Origin of the sequence: Streptomyces curacoi, from assembly GCF_001513975.1 — a bacterium.
Taxonomy (GTDB): domain Bacteria; phylum Actinomycetota; class Actinomycetes; order Streptomycetales; family Streptomycetaceae; genus Streptomyces; species Streptomyces curacoi.
The window spans coordinates 178581-194884 of the sequence record NZ_KQ947993.1 but is presented as its reverse complement, the minus strand read 5'-3'; the positions used below and the strand labels follow the sequence as shown (position 1 = coordinate 194884).

The following is a 16304-nucleotide window of genomic DNA, read 5'->3' as shown; positions in this document are numbered from 1 at the left end:
CCCGGGCGCCGGCCGCCCGAGACCGTCGGGCTCGCCTCGAACCCGCCTGTCAGGCCCGCTGGCCGAACAGCTCCCGCAGCACGTCCTCCATGGTCACCATCCCGGCCAGCCGCCCGTCGCCGCCCAGTACGGCCGCCAGATGCGTACGGCTGCCCCGCATCGCCGTGAGCACGTCGTCCAGCGGCGTGCTCTCCCGCACGCGCGCGATGGGCCGCATGTCCCGCACCTGGAACGGGACGTCCCGCGGGGAGGCGTCCAGCGCGTCCTTCACATGCAGGTAGCCCACGATGCGGCGCCCCGCGTCGACGACCGGGAAGCGGGAGAAGCCCGACTCGGCCGACAGCCGCTCCAGCTCCTCCGGCGTGACGCCCACGCGCGCGTGGACGACGGCTTCCAGGGGAAGCACCACGTCACGCACCGGCCGGCGGCCCAGTTCCAGGGCGTCGTGCAGCCGCTCGCGCGCACGCTCGTCGATGAGGCCGGCCTCTCCGGAGTCGCGCACCAGCCGGGCCAGCTCGGCGTCCGAGAACGTCGCGGCGACCTCGTTCCTGGTCTCGACGCGCAGCAGCTTCAGCAGCGCGTTGGCGAAGGCGTTGATCGTGAAGATCACCGGCCGCACCGCCCGGGCCATCGCGACCAGCGGCGGACCGAGCAGCAGGGCGCTGCGCACCGGCTCGGCCAGCGCGATGTTCTTCGGCACCATCTCGCCGAGCAGCATGTGCAGATACGTGGCCAGCGTCAGCGCGATCACGAAGGACACCACGTGCCCGGCGCTCTCCGGCACGCCCGCCGCGTGGAACACCGGCTCCAGCAGGTGCTCGATGGCGGGTTCCGCGACCACACCGAGCACCAGAGTGCACAGCGTGATGCCGAGCTGGGCGGCCGCCATGAGCGCGGACAGATGCCGCAGACCCCACAGCACGCTCTTGGCGCGCCGGTCGCCCTCGTCGGCGTACGGCTCGATCTGCGAGCGCCGAACCGAGATCAGTGCGAACTCGGCGCCCACGAAGAAGGCGTTGACGACCAGCGTCAGGAAACCGATGAACAGCTGTACGGCGGTCATCGCCCGCCCTCCTTCTCGTCCTCGGCGGAGTCGTCGAACGGCGCGTGCAGCAGGACCCGCGCGGCCCGGTGGCCCGCCGCGTCCACGACGTCGAGCCGCCAGCCGCCGACCTCGACGCGGTCGCCCACGGCGGGGATACGGCCGAGCTCGGTCGCGACGAGACCGGCCAGGGTCTCGTACGGCCCGTCGGGCGCTCTCAGGCCGACGCGGGCGAGCTGGTCCACCCGGGCCGAACCGTCGGCCGAGTACAGCGCCCGGCCCTCGTCGTCGCTCCCCGCGGGGGCGAGGTCGGGCGTCTCGTGCGGGTCGTGCTCGTCGCGTACCTCGCCGACGACCTCCTCGACGATGTCCTCCAGCGTGGCCACGCCGGCCGTACCGCCGTACTCGTCGATGACCACGGCCATGGTGCGCTTGCCGGAGAGCCGGTCGAGGAGCCGGTCGACGGTGAGCGTCGCGGGGACGAGGAGCGGCTCGCGCATCAGCTCGGCGACGGAGACACGGGGGCGGCGCTCGGCCGGCACCGTCAGGATGTCCTTGATGTGCGCGGTGCCCACGACCGAGTCGAGGCTGCCGCGGTAGACCGGGAACCGGGACAGTCCGGTGGCCCGCGTCGCGTTCGCCACGTCCTCGCAGGTCGCCTGGGCCTCCAGGGCGATGACCTGGACGCGCGGCGTCATGACGTTCTCCGCCGTCAGGTCGGCCAGGTTCAGGGTGCGGACGAAGAGCTCGGCGGTGTCCGGCTCCAGGGCGCCCTCCCGGGCGGAGTGCCGGGCGAGGGCGGCCAGTTCCTGGGGCCCGCGCACGGCCGCCAGCTCCTCGGTGGGGTGCAGGCCGAAGCGGCGCACCACGCGGTTCGCCGTGTTGTTGAGGTGGGTGATGAAGGGGCGGAAGATCGCGCTGAACCAGCGCTGGGCGTTCCCCACCCGCTTGGCCACGGCCAGGGGCGAGGAGATCGCCCAGTTCTTGGGCACCAGCTCGCCGACCACCATCAGCATGACGGTCGACAGGGCCGTGCCGATCACCAGCGCGATCGATTCCGCCGCCGGGTGGGCGATGCCGAGCGACTCCAGCGGGCTCGCGATCAGCGAGGCGATCGACGGCTCGGCGAGCATGCCGACGACCAGGTTCGTGACGGTGATGCCGAGCTGCGCGCCGGAGAGCTGGAACGTCAGATTCCGTACGGCCTTCAGGGCGCCGGCCGCGCCCCGTTCGCCGCGCTCCACGGCGTGCACGAGCTCGCTGCGCTCGACCGTGGTCAGGGAGAACTCGGCCGCGACGAAGGCGCCACAGGCGAGCGACAGCAGGATCGCCACCAGAAGGAGGAGCACTTCGGTCATCGGGTCACCTCCGTCCCATGGTGGGACAGGGTGGGGAGGATCGCGCGATGTCGGGTACTGGGAGGCTCGCCCATGGGCGGACGCTCACACCTTTCATTGGAGGACCGAAGCGGCCCGCCAATAGTAAAGGACAGGCAAAGTGTTTCAGTCGGCGAGGGGTTTCACCCACCGCCGCCAGTGTTCCTCGGGCGTGTACCCCGCCGCGCGCCACGCATGATGCGCCGTCTCGTTGCGCCGCAGCACCATCGCGTCCCCACGGCGCCCTCCGAGCCGTACGAACCTCTCCTCCGCGGCGGCCAGCAGGGCTGAGCCGATGCCGCGGCGGCGGCGCTCCGGGTGCACCGCCAGCCGGTACAGATGACAGCGCCAGCCGTCGAAGCCCGCGATCACCGTGCCGACCAGCTCGCCCTCCAGCTCCGCCAGGATCAGCGCCTCGGGATCACGGGCGATCAGCCGCTCCACGCCGTCCCGGTCGTCGCTGATGCTCGTGCCCTCGGCGGCCGTCTTCCAGAAGGCCAGCACGGTGTCCAGGTCGTCGGCCATCGCGGGCCGTATCCGCAGATCAGTCATGCCGTGGATCACATCACGGGTGGCGGAGCCGGGTACGGAATTCCAGTATCCGGACGGTCCGGGCTACTTGCCGCGCAGCCGCTCGATCACCGGCGCGAACGCCTCCATGTACGGCTCCAGGACCGTGAGATACGAGAACCCGTACCGCTCGCGCCGTGCCAGCACCTGATCGACGATCTGTTCCAGGGTGCCGATCAGCAGGATGGGCAGTTCCAAGGCCTGCGTCAGGGTCAGTTCCGGCACACGGTCGAGAAGGGGCTGGACGGTTCCCTCGCGGTCCTCGGTGACGGCCACCATCTGCACGAGCAGGTTCAGCTCCGCCGGTTCGGCCCGGCTCGCCGCGAACTTCCGGTACCGGGCCACCCGCTCGTCGAACTGCTCGGCCGTGATCGGCAGCAGCCGGCCGGTCGTGCTCCGCGGGTCCGGGTACGCGCCCCCGAACGCCGCGATGTCGGCGTGCTCGGCGGCCAGCCGCAGCACACGGTCGCCGTTTCCGCCGATCAGCAGCGGTACGCGCGGTTCCTGTACCGGCCGCGGCTGATGATCCGGCGATCCGAGCAGCCGCTCCAGCTCCTCGACCGTGCGCCGCAGATGGTCCACGCGCTCGCCGGGAGTGCCGAAGGGCAGCCCCGCGCTGTCGTGCTCGGCCTGTACGTAGCCCGCGCCCAGCCCGAGTTCGAGGCGCCCGCCCGTCAGGGCGTCGGTCGTCGCCACCTCGCGAGCGAGCAGGGCCGGATTCCAGAAGCCCGCGTTGAGCACGAACGTGCCCAGTCGTGGCCGCTCGGTCGCCTCGGCCGCCGCGACCAGGGCCGGGAACGGCGCCGGCATGCCCAGATGGTCGGGGACCAGGAGCACGTCGTAACCGAGTTCCTCGGCCCGGCGGCACTTGGCCCGCCACTCACCCGTCGGAGCGGGGGTCATCAGATTGACGCCGAAACGGAACGGACGCGGCATGAACTCTCCTCGCCTTCAGGTGACTTGAGCGGCTGCCGCGATTCCATCACTCGTGCGCGATGGCCGCCAGCACATTCATGCGCGATGCACGCAACGCCGGCAGCAGCGCCGCCACGACGCCCACGACCGCCGAGCCGATCACCACCGCCACGATCGTGCCCCAGGGGACGGCCAGCGCCGTCATGCCCTGCAACGCCAGCACCTGCTGGGTGCACACGCCCCACACCAGCCCCAGCGCCAGGCCCAGGACCGCGCCGAACACGGCGATCACCACCGACTCCAGCCGGATCATCCGGCGCAGCTGCCGCCGGGCGAGCCCGATGGCCCTGAGCAGCCCGATCTCCCGGGTGCGCTCGACCACCGACAGGGCGAGGGTGTTCACCACGCCGAGCACGGCGATGATGATCGCGAGCCCCAGCAGGGCGTACACGAGGTAGAGCAGCACGGCGATCTGGTCGTGGACCAGCTCCTTGTAGTCGGCGATGTCCCGGACCTTCACCTGGGGATAGGGGTCGAGCGTCGCCTCCAGGCCGGCGCGCAGATCGCCCGCGCTCGTACCGGAGGCGGCGTTGACGTACACGGCCGCGTCCTGCCCGCCCGGCGCATACTTCTCAAGCGTGGCCAGGCCGAAGTAGATGCCGCCCTGGGTGCCGAACCCCTCGGCGGTCTCCTGGTCGGTCAGGGCGCCCACGGTCAGCTCGGCCGTGCGCCCGCCCTGGAACTCGACGGGGAGCGTGTCGCCGACGCCTGCGCCGTGATCCTCGGCGAAGTCCTTGTCCATGGCGAGGTGGCCGCTCGCCAGCGCGGCCGGGGTGTCGCCCTGGGCGTAGGTGATGTTGGCGACCTCGTCGAGCTCGGGTTCGTAACCCGCGGCGGTCGTCTTCACCCGGTCGCCGTCCGGGAGGCGCACCGAGACCGTCGTGAACTGCGAGCGTACGACGAGCCCCACGCCCTCGGTGTCCCGGATCCTTTCGGTGATCTCCCGCGGGAACGGCACGAAGTTGCCGTTCTGCACCACGAAGTCGGCGCCGAGCGTCTTGTCGATCTGCTCGTCGAACGACTCGGTCATCGAGGCGCTCGCCACCGACATCCCGCCCACCAGCGCGAGGCCCACCATCAGGGCGGCGGCCGTGGCTCCGGTACGGCGCGGATTGCGCAGGGCGTTGCGCTGGCTCATCCGGCCGACCGAGCCGAACAGCGCGGGGAAGGCCCCGCCCAGGACCCGGATCACGGGCCGCACGAGCAGCGGTCCCGCGACGACGGTCGCGATCAGGGTCATGATGACGCCGAGACCGAGCAGGGACGCAGCCGACGACGTCTCCGACGACACCGCACAGCCCGCCAGCGCCGCCGCACCGGCCGCCCCGACGACCGAGCCCACCACCGCGCGCAGCCGCAGCGGCCGTCCGATGTCGGCGATCTCGGCGTCCGCGAGGGCCGCCATCGGCGAGACGCCCGCCGCGCGCCGGGCCGGCAGGTACGCCGCGACGAAGGTGACGCCGAGGCCGACGACGTACGCGGTCACCGGCGTTCCCCAGCCGATGACCATCTCCGTCGCCCTGATGTTCATGCCCATCAGACCCATCAGCTCGATGAGTCCGACGGCCAGCCCGATCCCGGCCGCGAGGCCCACCGTCGAGCCGACCAGCCCGAGCAGCAGCGCCTCGGTGAGGACCGAACGCCGCACCTGGCGCCGGTCGGCGCCGAGCGCCCGCAGCAGGCCCAGTTCGCGGGTGCGCTGGGCGATCAGCATCGAGAACGTGTTGACGATCAGGAACACGCCCACGAGCACGGCGATCCCGGCGAAGCCGAGCATGACGTACTTGATGATGTCGAGGAATCCGCCCAGCTGTTCGACGTCCGACTCCGCCTGTTCCTCGGCGGTGCGCAGCTCGTAGGTGTCGGCGCCGGGGCCGAGCGCGGCGGCCACGCGCCGCTTGAGCTCGGCGTCGCCGACGCCGTCGGCCGCGTCGACCGAGATGCTGGTGGCCGCCTTCGGGTCGCCGAGGAGTTTCGTCTGCGCGGTCGGCGGGTCGAAGAAGACCAGCGCCGCCCCGGGGTTGGTGGTGGTGAAGGTGACGATGCCGACGACCTCGACCGGGAAGGAACCTTCCTGCCCGATGACCGTGAGGCGGTCTCCGATCCGCACGTCCTTGCTGTCGGCGGTGTCCGCGTCGATCAGCACCTGCGCGTCGCCCTTCGGGGCGTGCCCGGAGGTGAGCTCCACGGGGCTGCGCTCGGTCGGGTTCCAGGCGGTGCCGATCGTGGGGGCGCCCGTGGTCGGGCTCACCGACTCGCGGTCCTCGTCGGCGACGGTGATGCCGTCCACGTCCACTTCCGCCCGGGCCGCTGCGACGCCGTCGACCCGGGCCAGGCGGTCGGCGAGCGCGGCTGGCAGGGTCAGCGTCTGTCCGGAGGGCACCGTCTCGTCGAGGGTCTCCTTCGGGGTGACGGTGACGTCGGCGGCGGTCGAGGCGAAGAGCCGGTCGAAGGTGCGGCCGACCGTGTCCGAGAAGATCAGGCTGCCCGCGACGAACGCCACGGACAGGATCACCGCCAGGGCGGAGAGCAGCAGCCGTCCCTTGTGGGCGAGGAAGCTCCGGAGCGTCGCCTTCAGCACGGGGTCAGCGCTCCTCGGACGACGTGGGCCCGCGGCCGTCGGACTGGCCGCGGATCACGTCGAAACGCTTCATCCGCTCCAGCACGGCCTCCGCCGTCGGCCGTTCCATCTCGTCCACGATCCGCCCGTCGCCCAGGAAGAGCACCAGGTCGGAGTGGGCGGCGGCGCCCGGGTCGTGGGTGACCATGACGACGGTCTGGCCCAGCTGGTCGACGGCCTCCCGCAGGAAGCCGAGTACCTCCAGGCCGGCCCGCGAGTCCAGGTTGCCGGTCGGTTCGTCCGCGAAGATCAGCTCCGGCCGGGCGGCGAGCGCGCGGGCACAGGCGACGCGCTGCTGCTGGCCGCCGGAGAGCTGGGACGGACGGTGCCTCAGGCGGTCCCGCAGGCCCAGCGTGTCGATGACCTGGTCCAGCCACTTCTCGTCGGGCTTCTTGCCCGCGATGTCCATGGGCAGGGTGATGTTCTCGGCCGCGTTCAGGGTCGGGATGAGGTTGAACGACTGGAACATGAACCCGATCCGGTCCCGCCGCAGCCGGGTCAGCTCCCGGTCCTTCAGGCCGGTGATCTCGGTGTCGCCGAGCCACACCTGCCCCGCCGAGACGTTGTCGAGACCCGCCAGACAGTGCATCAGCGTGGACTTGCCGGAGCCCGACGGCCCCATCACGGCCGTGAAACGCCGGCGCGTGATGTCCACGTCCACCGAGTCGAGGGCGAGCACCGTCGTCTCGCCCGAGCCGTACGCCTTGGTCAGCCCGCGGGCGCGGGCCGCTGTCCCGTCGGCCGACGCAGGCCCCGGAGTGTGCTGCGCAGCTGCTGTGGACAAGACCGCCTCCTCACGGACATCACGGACTCCTCCCCGCCGAGCGTAATGTGATCCAGTGCACACCCGGAATCCTCCCCAGGTCCCGGTCCGTCTCCGCCCCAGGTCGGGCCACTGATGTCGATGTAAGGGGCACTCTCCACCCGTCGGTGGCCCCTTGCCGGTGCTAGCACCCCGGCGCTAGCTTCGAGGTATGGCGAAGACCCAGTTGAACGTGAGAGTGGACGAGGGCACCGCCCGGGCGGCCCGCGAGCGCGCCCTGGCCCGAGGCATGAGCGTCAACCGCTACATCGAGGAGCTGGTCAGGAAGGACACCGGCGAGGTCGGTCATACGTTCGTGGAGGCCGCCGCCGATTTCATGAAGCAGTACGAGTCGGTGTTCGCCGAGGAGTTCGGCCCCGACGGCGCCCCGTCGGACCGCACGCGCGAAGGTCGCCACTGATCCCTTGAACAATCTGAACATCGACCTTGCCTGGCTGCTGATGCTCGCCGAGAAGAGGACACCGGGGGATCCCCAGGTCACCGACTGGGGCGCCCTCGTCGCCGCCGTAGCACGCCATCAGGCAGAGATATTCGACGTCCCCGTCTACGACACCCCGCACGCCCGGGCCGCCGCCCTCCTCCAACTGCTCATCCACGTCCCCGCGCTGGAGCGCTCCAACGCCCTGTTCGCCTCCGCCGTCGCCTACGCCTACCTCGTCGCCAGCGGCCTGAAGGTCGTCACCTCTCCCGAGCAGGTGCGCGAGCTGGCCCGGCTGGTGAAGAGCGGTGAGGCCTCGGTGCACGACATCGCGCGGGAACTGCGGCAGTGGAGCCTGTGAGAGGCGGTGGCTACTCGCCGAGCCGCGGACGCCACGCCGTGCCCAGTACGCAGTACGACGTGGGCAGCGTCGGCCCCTTCTCCGGCATCATCACCCGCCGGTAGGGGCCGAGCTCGAAGCCGGCGTCCCGCAGCGCCGCGACCGGGTCGCGCGAGACATGACAGCCGCCGTTGAGCACCGGCCACACCGTCCGGTCCAGCGCCCGCTGGGTGAAGGTCATCGCGCGCCCGCCGCCCCGGCCGTGCTCGAAGAACCGCACGACACCGCCGGGCCGCAGCACCCGCCGTACCTCACCGAGCGCCCGCGGCACGTCCCGCACGCTGCACAGCACCAGCGAGAGCACCACCGCGTCGAAGGCCTCGCTCTTGACCGGCAGCGCCTCCGCCGCGCCCGGCACCACGTCCACCGGCACCCCGGCCCGCAGCGCGGACTCCACCGCCAACTTCCGCAGCACACGCTCCGGTTCGATCGCGACGACCTCCGAGACCGCACCCGGATAGTGGGCGAAGTTCAGACCGTTGCCCGCGCCGATCTCGATCACCCGGCCGGACAGCCCGGCCAGCAGCCGGTCGCGGACACCGCCCATGCCCATCCGCGTCTCGGCGTTGACGCTGATCCGGGCGTAGAAGCGGGCGAACAGCGGGTGGTGCACGGCATCCCGTGACACCTTGCCGGAGCCGGCGGGCCGTAGGGCCATGGGAACCTCCCGGGCAGGACGGGCCTACCCCGATTCTCCCCCGTACGGGCCCGCCGCACCCCCGCTGTCGCCGTCGCTCTCGCTCAGCCGATGAAGTCGCGCACCTGCTCGTACACGCCGTGATCGTTGTTCATGTCGGTGTGCGAGACACAGCCGACCTCGACGTTCGTCGCGCCGCTGAGGATCGCGGTGGTGTCGGGCGTGAGCGCGTCGTCGCAGTTCGACCAGTAGCTGGCGTACGACACGCTGCCCGGGGTCTCGTCACCGGAGTTCAGGGCGGTCAGGAACGAGCTGCCGGTGTTCATCTCCGCGCAGGAGGTGTACAGCCACGCACACCACGAGGCGGTGCTCGTGCCGTGGTTCGTGCCGGCGGTCGAGACGAAGTCGTCGACGTAGGCCGTCCCGCCGAGGTTCTTGAGGTAGTAGCGGGAGCTGAGCGCGCCCATGGAGTGGACGACCAGGTCGACCTTGGAGGCGCCGGTGCGGGAGAGCACGTTTCTGATCTCGGTCTGGAGTTGCCGGGCGGTCGTGGCGTTCGACTGGGCCCAGTCGTACGACCAGGCGTTCAGCTCGGCGGAGGTGTAGCCGTCGGCCTTGAAGTAGCCGACCCAGTCGTTCCAGCTGCTCGACGAGCTGCTCAGGCCGTGCACGAAGACGACGGGATCGCGGGTCGCGGCGTGCGCCGGGGTGGGGGAGAGGGAGAGTGACAGAAGGAGCGATGAGGCCAGAGCCGTCAGGGCCGTGGCGATGCGACGCTTGTGGCGCTGCATGATGCCTCCTGAAACGTGTGGGGTTGTCAGGAGTGTCGAGCCGGGTCTACGCGCGCCGCATCGGCGAAATCGCCGGTCTTTACGGTTCAATTAACTCGCCAGTAACGTCACTTGTGTGGTGACTCCGGTGAACCCCCCGCATCTCGGTCGCACTTCGCCACCGCAGGGCACGCACGCGTGGCGCCGGCTGGCCGCCACCCTCCCGGAAGGCGTCCGCGTTCGGGTGCTGCGTGCCGTGTACGGCGATCCGCGCGCGGCAGCCGAACTGGTCCCGCGCCTGACCGACCGCCAGCGCGCGGGACACGACCCGCTCCCCGCCGAACCGGCCGAACTGGCCCTGACACTGCTGCGCGAACGCCGGGCGGAGATCAGGGCGTTGCCGGACGACACACGCCTTCTGCTGCTGCTCGCCGCGGCCGACCAGCACCCGGTCCGCACCGACGCCTTTCTGCGCGCCGTCGTGGCCGCCCGCCTCGACACCCGGCGCCTGGACGCCGCCGAGGTGGCCGGCGTCGCACACGCGGGAGCGGGCGGAGTGGTCTTCCGCGACGCGTGGACGCGGATCGCGGCCTACGAGACGGGCTCCCCGGCCGACCGCCGCGACGTCCACCGCCTGCTGGTCCGGGTGCTGCGCGGCGAGGGCGAGACGCCGTGGCGTTCCTGGCACCGGGGTGCGGGGGCGCTCGGCCCCAGCGGGCGGCTCGCGGCGGAGCTCGGCGGGGCGGCGGACAGGGCGGGTGCCGCGGGGCGGCTTCCCTTGGCGCGGGCCCTGGCGGAGCGGGCCGCGGCGCTGTGCCCCGACCCGTCCGAGCGGACCCGCCTGCTGGCCCGGGCCGCCGGGTACGCCTGGCAGTCGGGCGACGGGGACCGGGCCCGCAGATTGGCCGCCGCCCTCTCCGACGACGCACTGAGCGGGGTGCTCGCCCTGCGGGCGGGGAACGCGTCGGAGGCGTTCGACGCGTTGCTGACAGCCGTGGCCTCCCAATCCTCGGCCGCCCCCACTGCGCCGGGGCCCGCAACGACCGCCGCCGACACGGCGCCTGCACCGTCGGCCGGGGGCGGTACAGCCGCCTGTACGTCAGCCGCCGTTGGCACAGCCGCATATGCGTCAGCCGCCGTCGATGCAGCCACCAACGCGTCAGCAGGCGACGGCGCAGCCACCACCACTACGCCAGCCACCACCACTACGCCATCCACCGTCGATACAGCCACCACCGCGTCAGCCGCCGTAGGCGCAGCCACCGCTACGCCAGCCCCCGTCGTCCCCACCCCCCTCAACCCCCTCACCTCGGCCCCCCTCTTCCCCGCTTCCCTCGCCCCCGCTCCCCTCACCCCCGCCCTTCACCTCCTCGCCCGAGCCACCGAAGCCGCCATCTACACCGGAGACGTACGTCGGCTGCGAGAGGCCGCCCGTCTCGCCGATCGGCTCGGCGTCGTGCCGCCGGGCACGCTGAGCGGGCTCGTGGCCGCCTTCGACGGGCGGTACGAGGACGCGCGCGACCTGCTGCAGGCGGCGGCGGGGCGCGGTGGGCCGGGCGGTGACCCCACGGTCCTCATCCACGCCGGGATCGCCGCCCTGCTCCTCGGTGACCACACCCGCGCGGCCACCGCGACGGTCCGCGCGGTCGCTTCCGCCCGGGCCCGGGGCACTCCGGTGACCGTGGCGCAGGCGATGGAGTTCCGTGCCTACGCCGACTTCTGGACGGGGCGTCCCAGGGCGGGCGAGGCCACCGCGGCGGACGCGCTGTGGCAGGCCCACGCCACCGGTCAGGACAACGGCGCCTGCCATCTGCAGGCCGCCCTCGCCATGTTCGCGGCGCTCACCGCAGACGCCGACGTCTGCCGCGAACGCGCCGCGACGGCACGGTCGTACGCCCTCGCCCACGGTCTTGGCCTGCCCGCCGCCCTCGCCCGTTGGGCGCTCGCCTTCCTCGACCTGAGCAGCGGCCGGTACGCCGCCGCGGCCACCCGACTGCGCGCCCTGGCCGCTTTCGGCCCGGGCCACGGCCACCGGGCCATCCGCCACCTGGCCACCCCGCACTACGTGGAGGCCGCCGTCCGCACCGGCGACACCCGGGTGGCCCGCGTCGCGCACGCCGACTACCACCGCTGGGCGAGCGCCGTGCGCAGCCCCGACGACCTGGCCCTCAGCGCCCGCTGCCGTGCCCTGCTCGCCCCCGGCGAGGAAGCGGTGGACCACTACCGCACGGCACTCGACCTGCACGCCCACGGCACCCGGGACTTCGAACGCGCCCGCACGGAGCTGTTGTTCGGCAGCGCGCTGCGCCGACTGCGCCGCCGTACGGAGGCACGCGACCGTCTGCACAGCGCCCTGGAGGCGTTCGACTCCTTCGGTGCTCCGCACTGCGCGGCCCAGGCCCGCACCGAACTCCGCGCCCTGGGCACCCCGGCCGCCCCCGCGCCGACCGCCCCCGACAACCCCACCGCCCGCCTCACGGCCCAACAGCTCCTGGTCGCCCGTATGGCCGCCGAGGGCGCCACCAACCGTGAGATCGCCGCCCGCCTGGCCCTGAGCCCGCGCACGATCGACCACCACCTGCGAGGCGTCTTCACCCGCCTGGGGATCCGCTCCCGCATCGAACTGGTGCGGCTCCTCGCCGAGAGCGGGGAGGGAGGTTCGTGCTAGCCGCTCCGGCTCAGTCGGCGAAGGCGCGGGCGAACCCGGCGAGGTTCCGCGGACAGGCCCATATCTCCCGGGTCATCCGGCCTTCGAACCAGTTCTCGGAGTCCTCGTCGGGCCGGAGCTCCTCGTCGGCCAGGGACGCCTCGTGGGCGGCGTCCCGCTCCGGCCGGGCCAGCATCTCCAGGACGTACCGGAGGTTGTCCAGCTCGTCGTCGAGCGGCATGTCGTCGCAAGGATGCTCGTCATGGGCACAGGGCGTCTCCCCGAGAGCCCGCTCGACGGCGCTCATCGCCTTCAGCACCCGGGCCTCGGCCGCCGCGTCCGGGCGGGCGTAGATCACATAAGGGCCTATGAGCACCAGCCCGAGGGTCCAGAGCGCGGTGTCCGGTCCGCCGGCTGCCACGCTCGCCTCGACGTTTCTCGCGCACTCCAGCACCCTCCCCGGTGTATCGCCGAGGTGGTAGCCCTGCCGGATCTCGTCCCACTCCGCGATCAGACCGGCCCACTCGTCGGGGGTGGGCCTTCCCGCCCATGCCGGTGCCGGAGCCGCCTCGTCGTCGTGCCGGTCTTCGACCGCGTCTGCATTGACCATGATCAGAGCATGGCACGAGGGTCTGACACCCCGGCAGCGTCACCCGTAGCAGGCCTCAGGGCGCTTCCCGCGCCCGGAACCCCTCCGCGTCCCACGTCCCGAACAGCCGCGGCGCCAGCCAACCCGGTGACGCGACCCGGAAGTCGGCCGGTGCCAGCGCCCCCGCACCCGCCGGCAGGGCACCCAGCAGCGGCGCCCCCGCCACGTCCGGCAGGTCCGCGACATTGCAACGCGACGCCAGATCCGGCGCGGCGGGCCAGCTGCCGATCACGACGCCCAGCAGGTCCAGCCGTCTGCCGCGCAGTTCACGTGCCGTCAGCTCCGTCGTGTTCAGGGTGCCGAGCCCCGCCGACGCCACCACCAGCACCGGCGCCGCCATCAGCTCGGCCGCGTCCGCCAGCGTCCCACCCGCCTCGTCGAAGCGGACGAGCAGTCCGCCCGCCCCCTCCACCAGCACCAGGTCGTGCTCGGCGGCCAGCTTGGCGGCGGCCTCGGCGACCTGCTGCGGACGCACCGGTGTCCGGCCGGCCCGCCGTGCGGCCGTCGCCGGGGCCAACGGATCGGGAAACCGGGCGAGTTCGGCCGTCGCCACGGCTCCCGCGAGCCGCGCGACCTCGTCCGCGTCCCCGCGCTCATCCGGCCGTACGCCTGTCTGCGCGGCCTTCAGCACCGCCACCGACCGGCCCGCCGCCACCGCGGCCGCGGCAACCGCGGCCGTCGTGACGGTCTTGCCCACCTCCGTGCCCGTCCCCGTGATCACCAGTACCGGCATGTCAGCCCTCCCTCGCCGCCGCGCACACCGCGCGGGCGATCCGTGCCACGTCCGCGTCGCCCGTGACGTACGGCGGCATCGTGTAGATGAGGTCGCGGAACGGCCGCAGCCACACGCCCTCGCGCACGGCCGCGTCCGTCGCCGCCTTCATGTCCACGGCGTGGTCGAGCTGGACGACGCCGATGGCGCCGAGCACCCGCACGTCCCGCACGCCCGGCAGGCCCGCCACGGGGGCCAGCCCCTCCCGCAGCCCCGCCTCGATCCGCTTGACCTCGGCGAGCCAGTCCTGGCCGAGCAGCAGCTCGATCGAGGCGCAGGCGACGGCGGCAGCCAGGGGGTTGCCCATGAACGTCGGTCCGTGCGCCAGGACCGGCACCTCGCCCTGCGAGATCCCGTCCGCCACGCGTGAGGTGCACACAGTGGCGGCCAACGTCAGGTAGCCGCCGGTCAGCGCCTTGCCCACGCACATCACATCCGGCGTCACCGCCGCGTGGTCCGCCGCGAACAGCGCGCCCGTGCGCCCGAACCCGGTCGCGATCTCGTCGAACACCAGCAGCACGTCGTGCGCGTCGCACGCCTCCCGCAGCACCCGCAGATACGCAGGGGAGTGGAACCGCATCCCGCCCGCGCCCTGGACGACGGGCTCGACGATCACCGCCGCCAGTTCGTGCGCATGCCGCTCGATCAGGGAGCGCAGATGGTCGGCGTACGACTCGTCGTACTGGGCCGGCGGCGGGTCCGCGAACACCTGGCGCTGGAGCACGCCGGTCCACAGCTCGTGCATCCCGCCCTCGGGGTCGCACACCGACATCGGCTGCCAGGTGTCGCCGTGGTAGCCGCCCCGCCAGGTCAGCAGCCGCTGTTTGCCGGGGCGGCCCAGGGAACGCCAGTACTGCAGGCACATCTTGACCGCGACCTCGACCGACACCGACCCGGAGTCGGCGAGGAAGACATGCTCCAGGCCGTCGGGCGACATGTCGACAAGGAGCTTCGCCAGCCGTACGGCGGGCTCGTGCGTGAGCCCGCCGAACATCACATGGCTCATCCGCGCCAGCTGCTCGTGCGCGGCCTCGTTGAGCACCGGGTGGTTGTAGCCGTGGATCGCGGACCACCAGGACGACATGCCGTCGACCAGCTCGCCCGAACCCCCCGCCAGCTTCAGCCGCACCCCGCTCGCCGACTCCACGACGAGCGGGTCGATCCGGCCGGGCATGGGGCCGTACGGATGCCAGACGTGCCGCCGGTCGAGCGCCAGCAGCTCTGGCACGCTCAGGTCAGGCATTGGGCGCGAGGTCCGTTCCGGCGCCACGGCGGCGTACGGCGACCAGGTCGGGGCGCGGCTCGTTGGCCGGGGCGCCGGCGGCCGTACCGCACACACCGCCCCCCTCGTGCGACCCGCACCCGGCGCTCTCATGGGACCCGCATCCGGCACTCTCGGCAGTGCCGCACCCAGCACTCTCCTGCGACCCGCACCCGGCACTCTCCTGCGACCCGCACCCCGCGCTCTCGTGCGAGCCGCACCCGCCCCCGGCCGTCGCCCGGTGCTCCGGCAGCGTCACCTGGTCGGCGCCCTCCACCTCGAAGCCGGCGTCGGCGATCATCTCCAGGTCGGCCTTGCCCGCCTGGCCCTCGCTGGTGAGGTAGTCGCCGAGGAAGATCGAGTTGGCCAGGTGCAGGGCCAGCGGCTGCATCGTGCGCAGATGCACCTCACGGCCGCCCGCGATGCGCACCTCGACGTCCGGGCACACGAACCGGACCATCGCGAGGATCCGCAGACAGCGCTGCGGGGTGAGGTTCCACTCCTTGGCCAGCGGGGTGCCCTCGAACGGGATCAGGAAGTTCACCGGTACCGAGTCGGGGTCCAGCTCACGCAGCGAGTAGACGACGTCGACCAGGTCCTCGTCGCTCTCGCCCATGCCCGCGATCAGGCCGGAGCAGGCGGACAGACCGGCCGCGTGCGCCTTCTGCACGGTGTCGACACGGTCGGCGTAGGTGTGCGTGGTCGTGATGTCCGCGTAGGTGCCCTCGGAGGTGTTGAGGTTGTGGTTGTACGCGTCCGCGCCCGCCTCGCGCAGGCGCTCCGCCTGGCCGTCGGAGAGCAGACCGAGGCAGGCGCACACCTCGACGCCCTCGTTCTGCTCCTTGATCGTCTTGATGGTCTCGGAGACCCGGTCGACGTCGCGGTCCGTCGGACCGCGCCCGCTGGCCACCAGACACACCCGCTTGGCGCCACCCGCCAAACCGGCCGACGCGGCCTTGGACGCCTCGTCCGGCTTGAGCCAGGTGTACTTGAGGATGCCGGCGGTGGAGCCGAGCCGCTGGGAGCAGTAGGAGCAGTCCTCCGGGCACAGGCCCGACTTGAGGTTGACGAGGTAGTTGAGTTTCACCCGCCGGCCGAACCAGTGACGGCGTACCTTTCCGGCCGCGGCCACCACATCGAGCAGGTCGTCGTCGGAAGTGGCGAGGACGGCCAGCGCTTCCTCGCGGGTCGGCAGCTCGCGCCGAAGCCCCTTGTCCACCAGCGTGTTCAGCAGGTCCATGGGGACCGATCCTGTCCTATCGAGCCGTCCCGGGCCAAGGTGGGGATCACACAACACACCCGGTTCGACGTGTGGGTATTGCCACACCATGGGTGGCCGGTCGT

General features: G+C 72.3%; 15 protein-coding genes. 3 read left to right on the top strand and 12 right to left on the bottom strand.

Annotated elements, in window-relative coordinates:
• Positions 1 to 49: 49 nt before the first annotated feature.
• From AQI70_RS30800 to AQI70_RS30775, 6 genes are all read right to left on the bottom strand, one after another.
• Positions 50 to 1063, bottom strand: coding sequence for a hemolysin family protein (locus AQI70_RS30800; protein ID WP_062155734.1), 1014 nt, complete (start codon positions 1061 to 1063; stop codon positions 50 to 52).
• The gene (locus tag AQI70_RS30795; protein ID WP_062155733.1) at positions 1060 to 2400 is read right to left on the bottom strand and encodes a hemolysin family protein; all 1341 of its coding nucleotides are present in this window, start codon (positions 2398 to 2400) and stop codon (positions 1060 to 1062) included. The genes AQI70_RS30800 and AQI70_RS30795 overlap by 4 nt, the downstream gene beginning before the upstream one ends.
• A gap of 144 nt (positions 2401 to 2544) precedes the next feature.
• Positions 2545 to 2970, bottom strand: coding sequence for a GNAT family N-acetyltransferase (locus AQI70_RS30790; protein WP_062155859.1), 426 nt, complete (start codon positions 2968 to 2970; stop codon positions 2545 to 2547).
• Between the two features lie 63 nt (positions 2971 to 3033).
• Positions 3034 to 3924, bottom strand: coding sequence for an LLM class F420-dependent oxidoreductase (locus AQI70_RS30785; protein WP_062155732.1), 891 nt, complete (start codon positions 3922 to 3924; stop codon positions 3034 to 3036).
• Positions 3925 to 3970: 46 nt separating this feature from the next.
• Positions 3971 to 6544, bottom strand: coding sequence for an ABC transporter permease (locus tag AQI70_RS30780; RefSeq protein WP_062155731.1), 2574 nt, complete (start codon positions 6542 to 6544; stop codon positions 3971 to 3973).
• 4 nt (positions 6545 to 6548) lie between these two features.
• Positions 6549 to 7367, bottom strand: a complete 819-nt coding sequence (locus tag AQI70_RS30775; RefSeq protein ID WP_062155730.1) for an ABC transporter ATP-binding protein — start codon at positions 7365 to 7367, stop codon at positions 6549 to 6551.
• Between the two features lie 190 nt (positions 7368 to 7557).
• On the opposite strand from AQI70_RS30775, the gene AQI70_RS30770 reads away from it, so the two are divergent.
• The gene (locus AQI70_RS30770) at positions 7558 to 7806 is read left to right on the top strand and encodes a hypothetical protein (protein ID WP_062155729.1); all 249 of its coding nucleotides are present in this window, start codon (positions 7558 to 7560) and stop codon (positions 7804 to 7806) included.
• A gap of 4 nt (positions 7807 to 7810) precedes the next feature.
• Positions 7811 to 8185 carry a hypothetical protein gene (locus AQI70_RS30765; protein WP_062155728.1) on the top strand — a complete coding sequence of 125 codons (375 nt, stop codon included), beginning with the start codon at positions 7811 to 7813 and terminating at the stop codon, positions 8183 to 8185.
• 10 nt (positions 8186 to 8195) lie between these two features.
• On the opposite strand, the gene AQI70_RS30760 is transcribed toward AQI70_RS30765, so the two are convergent.
• Entirely contained in the window at positions 8196 to 8882 is a 687-nt protein-coding gene (locus AQI70_RS30760; protein ID WP_062155727.1) for a class I SAM-dependent methyltransferase, read from the bottom strand.
• 83 nt (positions 8883 to 8965) lie between these two features.
• Positions 8966 to 9652 (bottom strand): esterase/lipase family protein, encoded by a 687-nt coding sequence (locus AQI70_RS30755; RefSeq protein WP_062155726.1) that lies wholly within the window; start codon positions 9650 to 9652, stop codon positions 8966 to 8968.
• Positions 9653 to 9767: 115 nt separating this feature from the next.
• Between AQI70_RS30755 and AQI70_RS30750 the strand changes: the two genes are divergently transcribed.
• Positions 9768 to 12299, top strand: coding sequence for a helix-turn-helix transcriptional regulator (locus AQI70_RS30750; protein ID WP_063801624.1), 2532 nt, complete (start codon positions 9768 to 9770; stop codon positions 12297 to 12299).
• 10 nt (positions 12300 to 12309) lie between these two features.
• Here AQI70_RS30750 and AQI70_RS30745 read toward each other — a convergent pair whose 3' ends face one another.
• The 4 genes from AQI70_RS30745 to bioB are packed head-to-tail and all read right to left on the bottom strand — an operon-like array spanning position 12310 to position 16200.
• Positions 12310 to 12888: a hypothetical protein gene (locus tag AQI70_RS30745; RefSeq protein WP_062155725.1), complete on the bottom strand. Its 579-nt coding sequence runs from the start codon at positions 12886 to 12888 to the stop codon at positions 12310 to 12312.
• 55 nt (positions 12889 to 12943) lie between these two features.
• Entirely contained in the window at positions 12944 to 13660 is a 717-nt protein-coding gene (gene bioD / locus AQI70_RS30740; RefSeq protein ID WP_062155724.1) for a dethiobiotin synthase, read from the bottom strand.
• A 1-nt stretch (position 13661) separates the two neighbouring features.
• Positions 13662 to 14942 (bottom strand): adenosylmethionine--8-amino-7-oxononanoate transaminase, encoded by a 1281-nt coding sequence (locus tag AQI70_RS30735; protein WP_062155723.1) that lies wholly within the window; start codon positions 14940 to 14942, stop codon positions 13662 to 13664.
• Positions 14935 to 16200 carry a biotin synthase BioB gene (bioB, locus tag AQI70_RS30730; protein WP_062155722.1) on the bottom strand — a complete coding sequence of 422 codons (1266 nt, stop codon included), beginning with the start codon at positions 16198 to 16200 and terminating at the stop codon, positions 14935 to 14937. The genes AQI70_RS30735 and bioB overlap by 8 nt, the downstream gene beginning before the upstream one ends.
• Positions 16201 to 16304: the final 104 nt, after the last annotated feature.

What these genes read in the sequence shown, in the direction of transcription:
- AQI70_RS30800 (WP_062155734.1), bottom strand. Translation starts at nt 1,063, where the DNA reads ATGACCGCCGTACAGCTGTTCATCGGTTTCCTGACGCTGGTCGTCAAC.
- AQI70_RS30795 (WP_062155733.1), bottom strand. Translation starts at nt 2,400, where the DNA reads ATGACCGAAGTGCTCCTCCTTCTGGTGGCGATCCTGCTGTCGCTCGCC.
- AQI70_RS30790 (WP_062155859.1), bottom strand. Translation starts at nt 2,970, where the DNA reads ATGACTGATCTGCGGATACGGCCCGCGATGGCCGACGACCTGGACACC.
- AQI70_RS30785 (WP_062155732.1), bottom strand. Translation starts at nt 3,924, where the DNA reads ATGCCGCGTCCGTTCCGTTTCGGCGTCAATCTGATGACCCCCGCTCCG.
- AQI70_RS30770 (WP_062155729.1), top strand. Translation starts at nt 7,558, where the DNA reads ATGGCGAAGACCCAGTTGAACGTGAGAGTGGACGAGGGCACCGCCCGG.
- AQI70_RS30760 (WP_062155727.1), bottom strand. Translation starts at nt 8,882, where the DNA reads ATGGCCCTACGGCCCGCCGGCTCCGGCAAGGTGTCACGGGATGCCGTG.
- AQI70_RS30755 (WP_062155726.1), bottom strand. Translation starts at nt 9,652, where the DNA reads ATGCAGCGCCACAAGCGTCGCATCGCCACGGCCCTGACGGCTCTGGCC.
- AQI70_RS30745 (WP_062155725.1), bottom strand. Translation starts at nt 12,888, where the DNA reads ATGGTCAATGCAGACGCGGTCGAAGACCGGCACGACGACGAGGCGGCT.
- bioD (WP_062155724.1), bottom strand. Translation starts at nt 13,660, where the DNA reads ATGCCGGTACTGGTGATCACGGGGACGGGCACGGAGGTGGGCAAGACC.
- AQI70_RS30735 (WP_062155723.1), bottom strand. Translation starts at nt 14,942, where the DNA reads ATGCCTGACCTGAGCGTGCCAGAGCTGCTGGCGCTCGACCGGCGGCAC.
- bioB (WP_062155722.1), bottom strand. Translation starts at nt 16,200, where the DNA reads ATGGACCTGCTGAACACGCTGGTGGACAAGGGGCTTCGGCGCGAGCTG.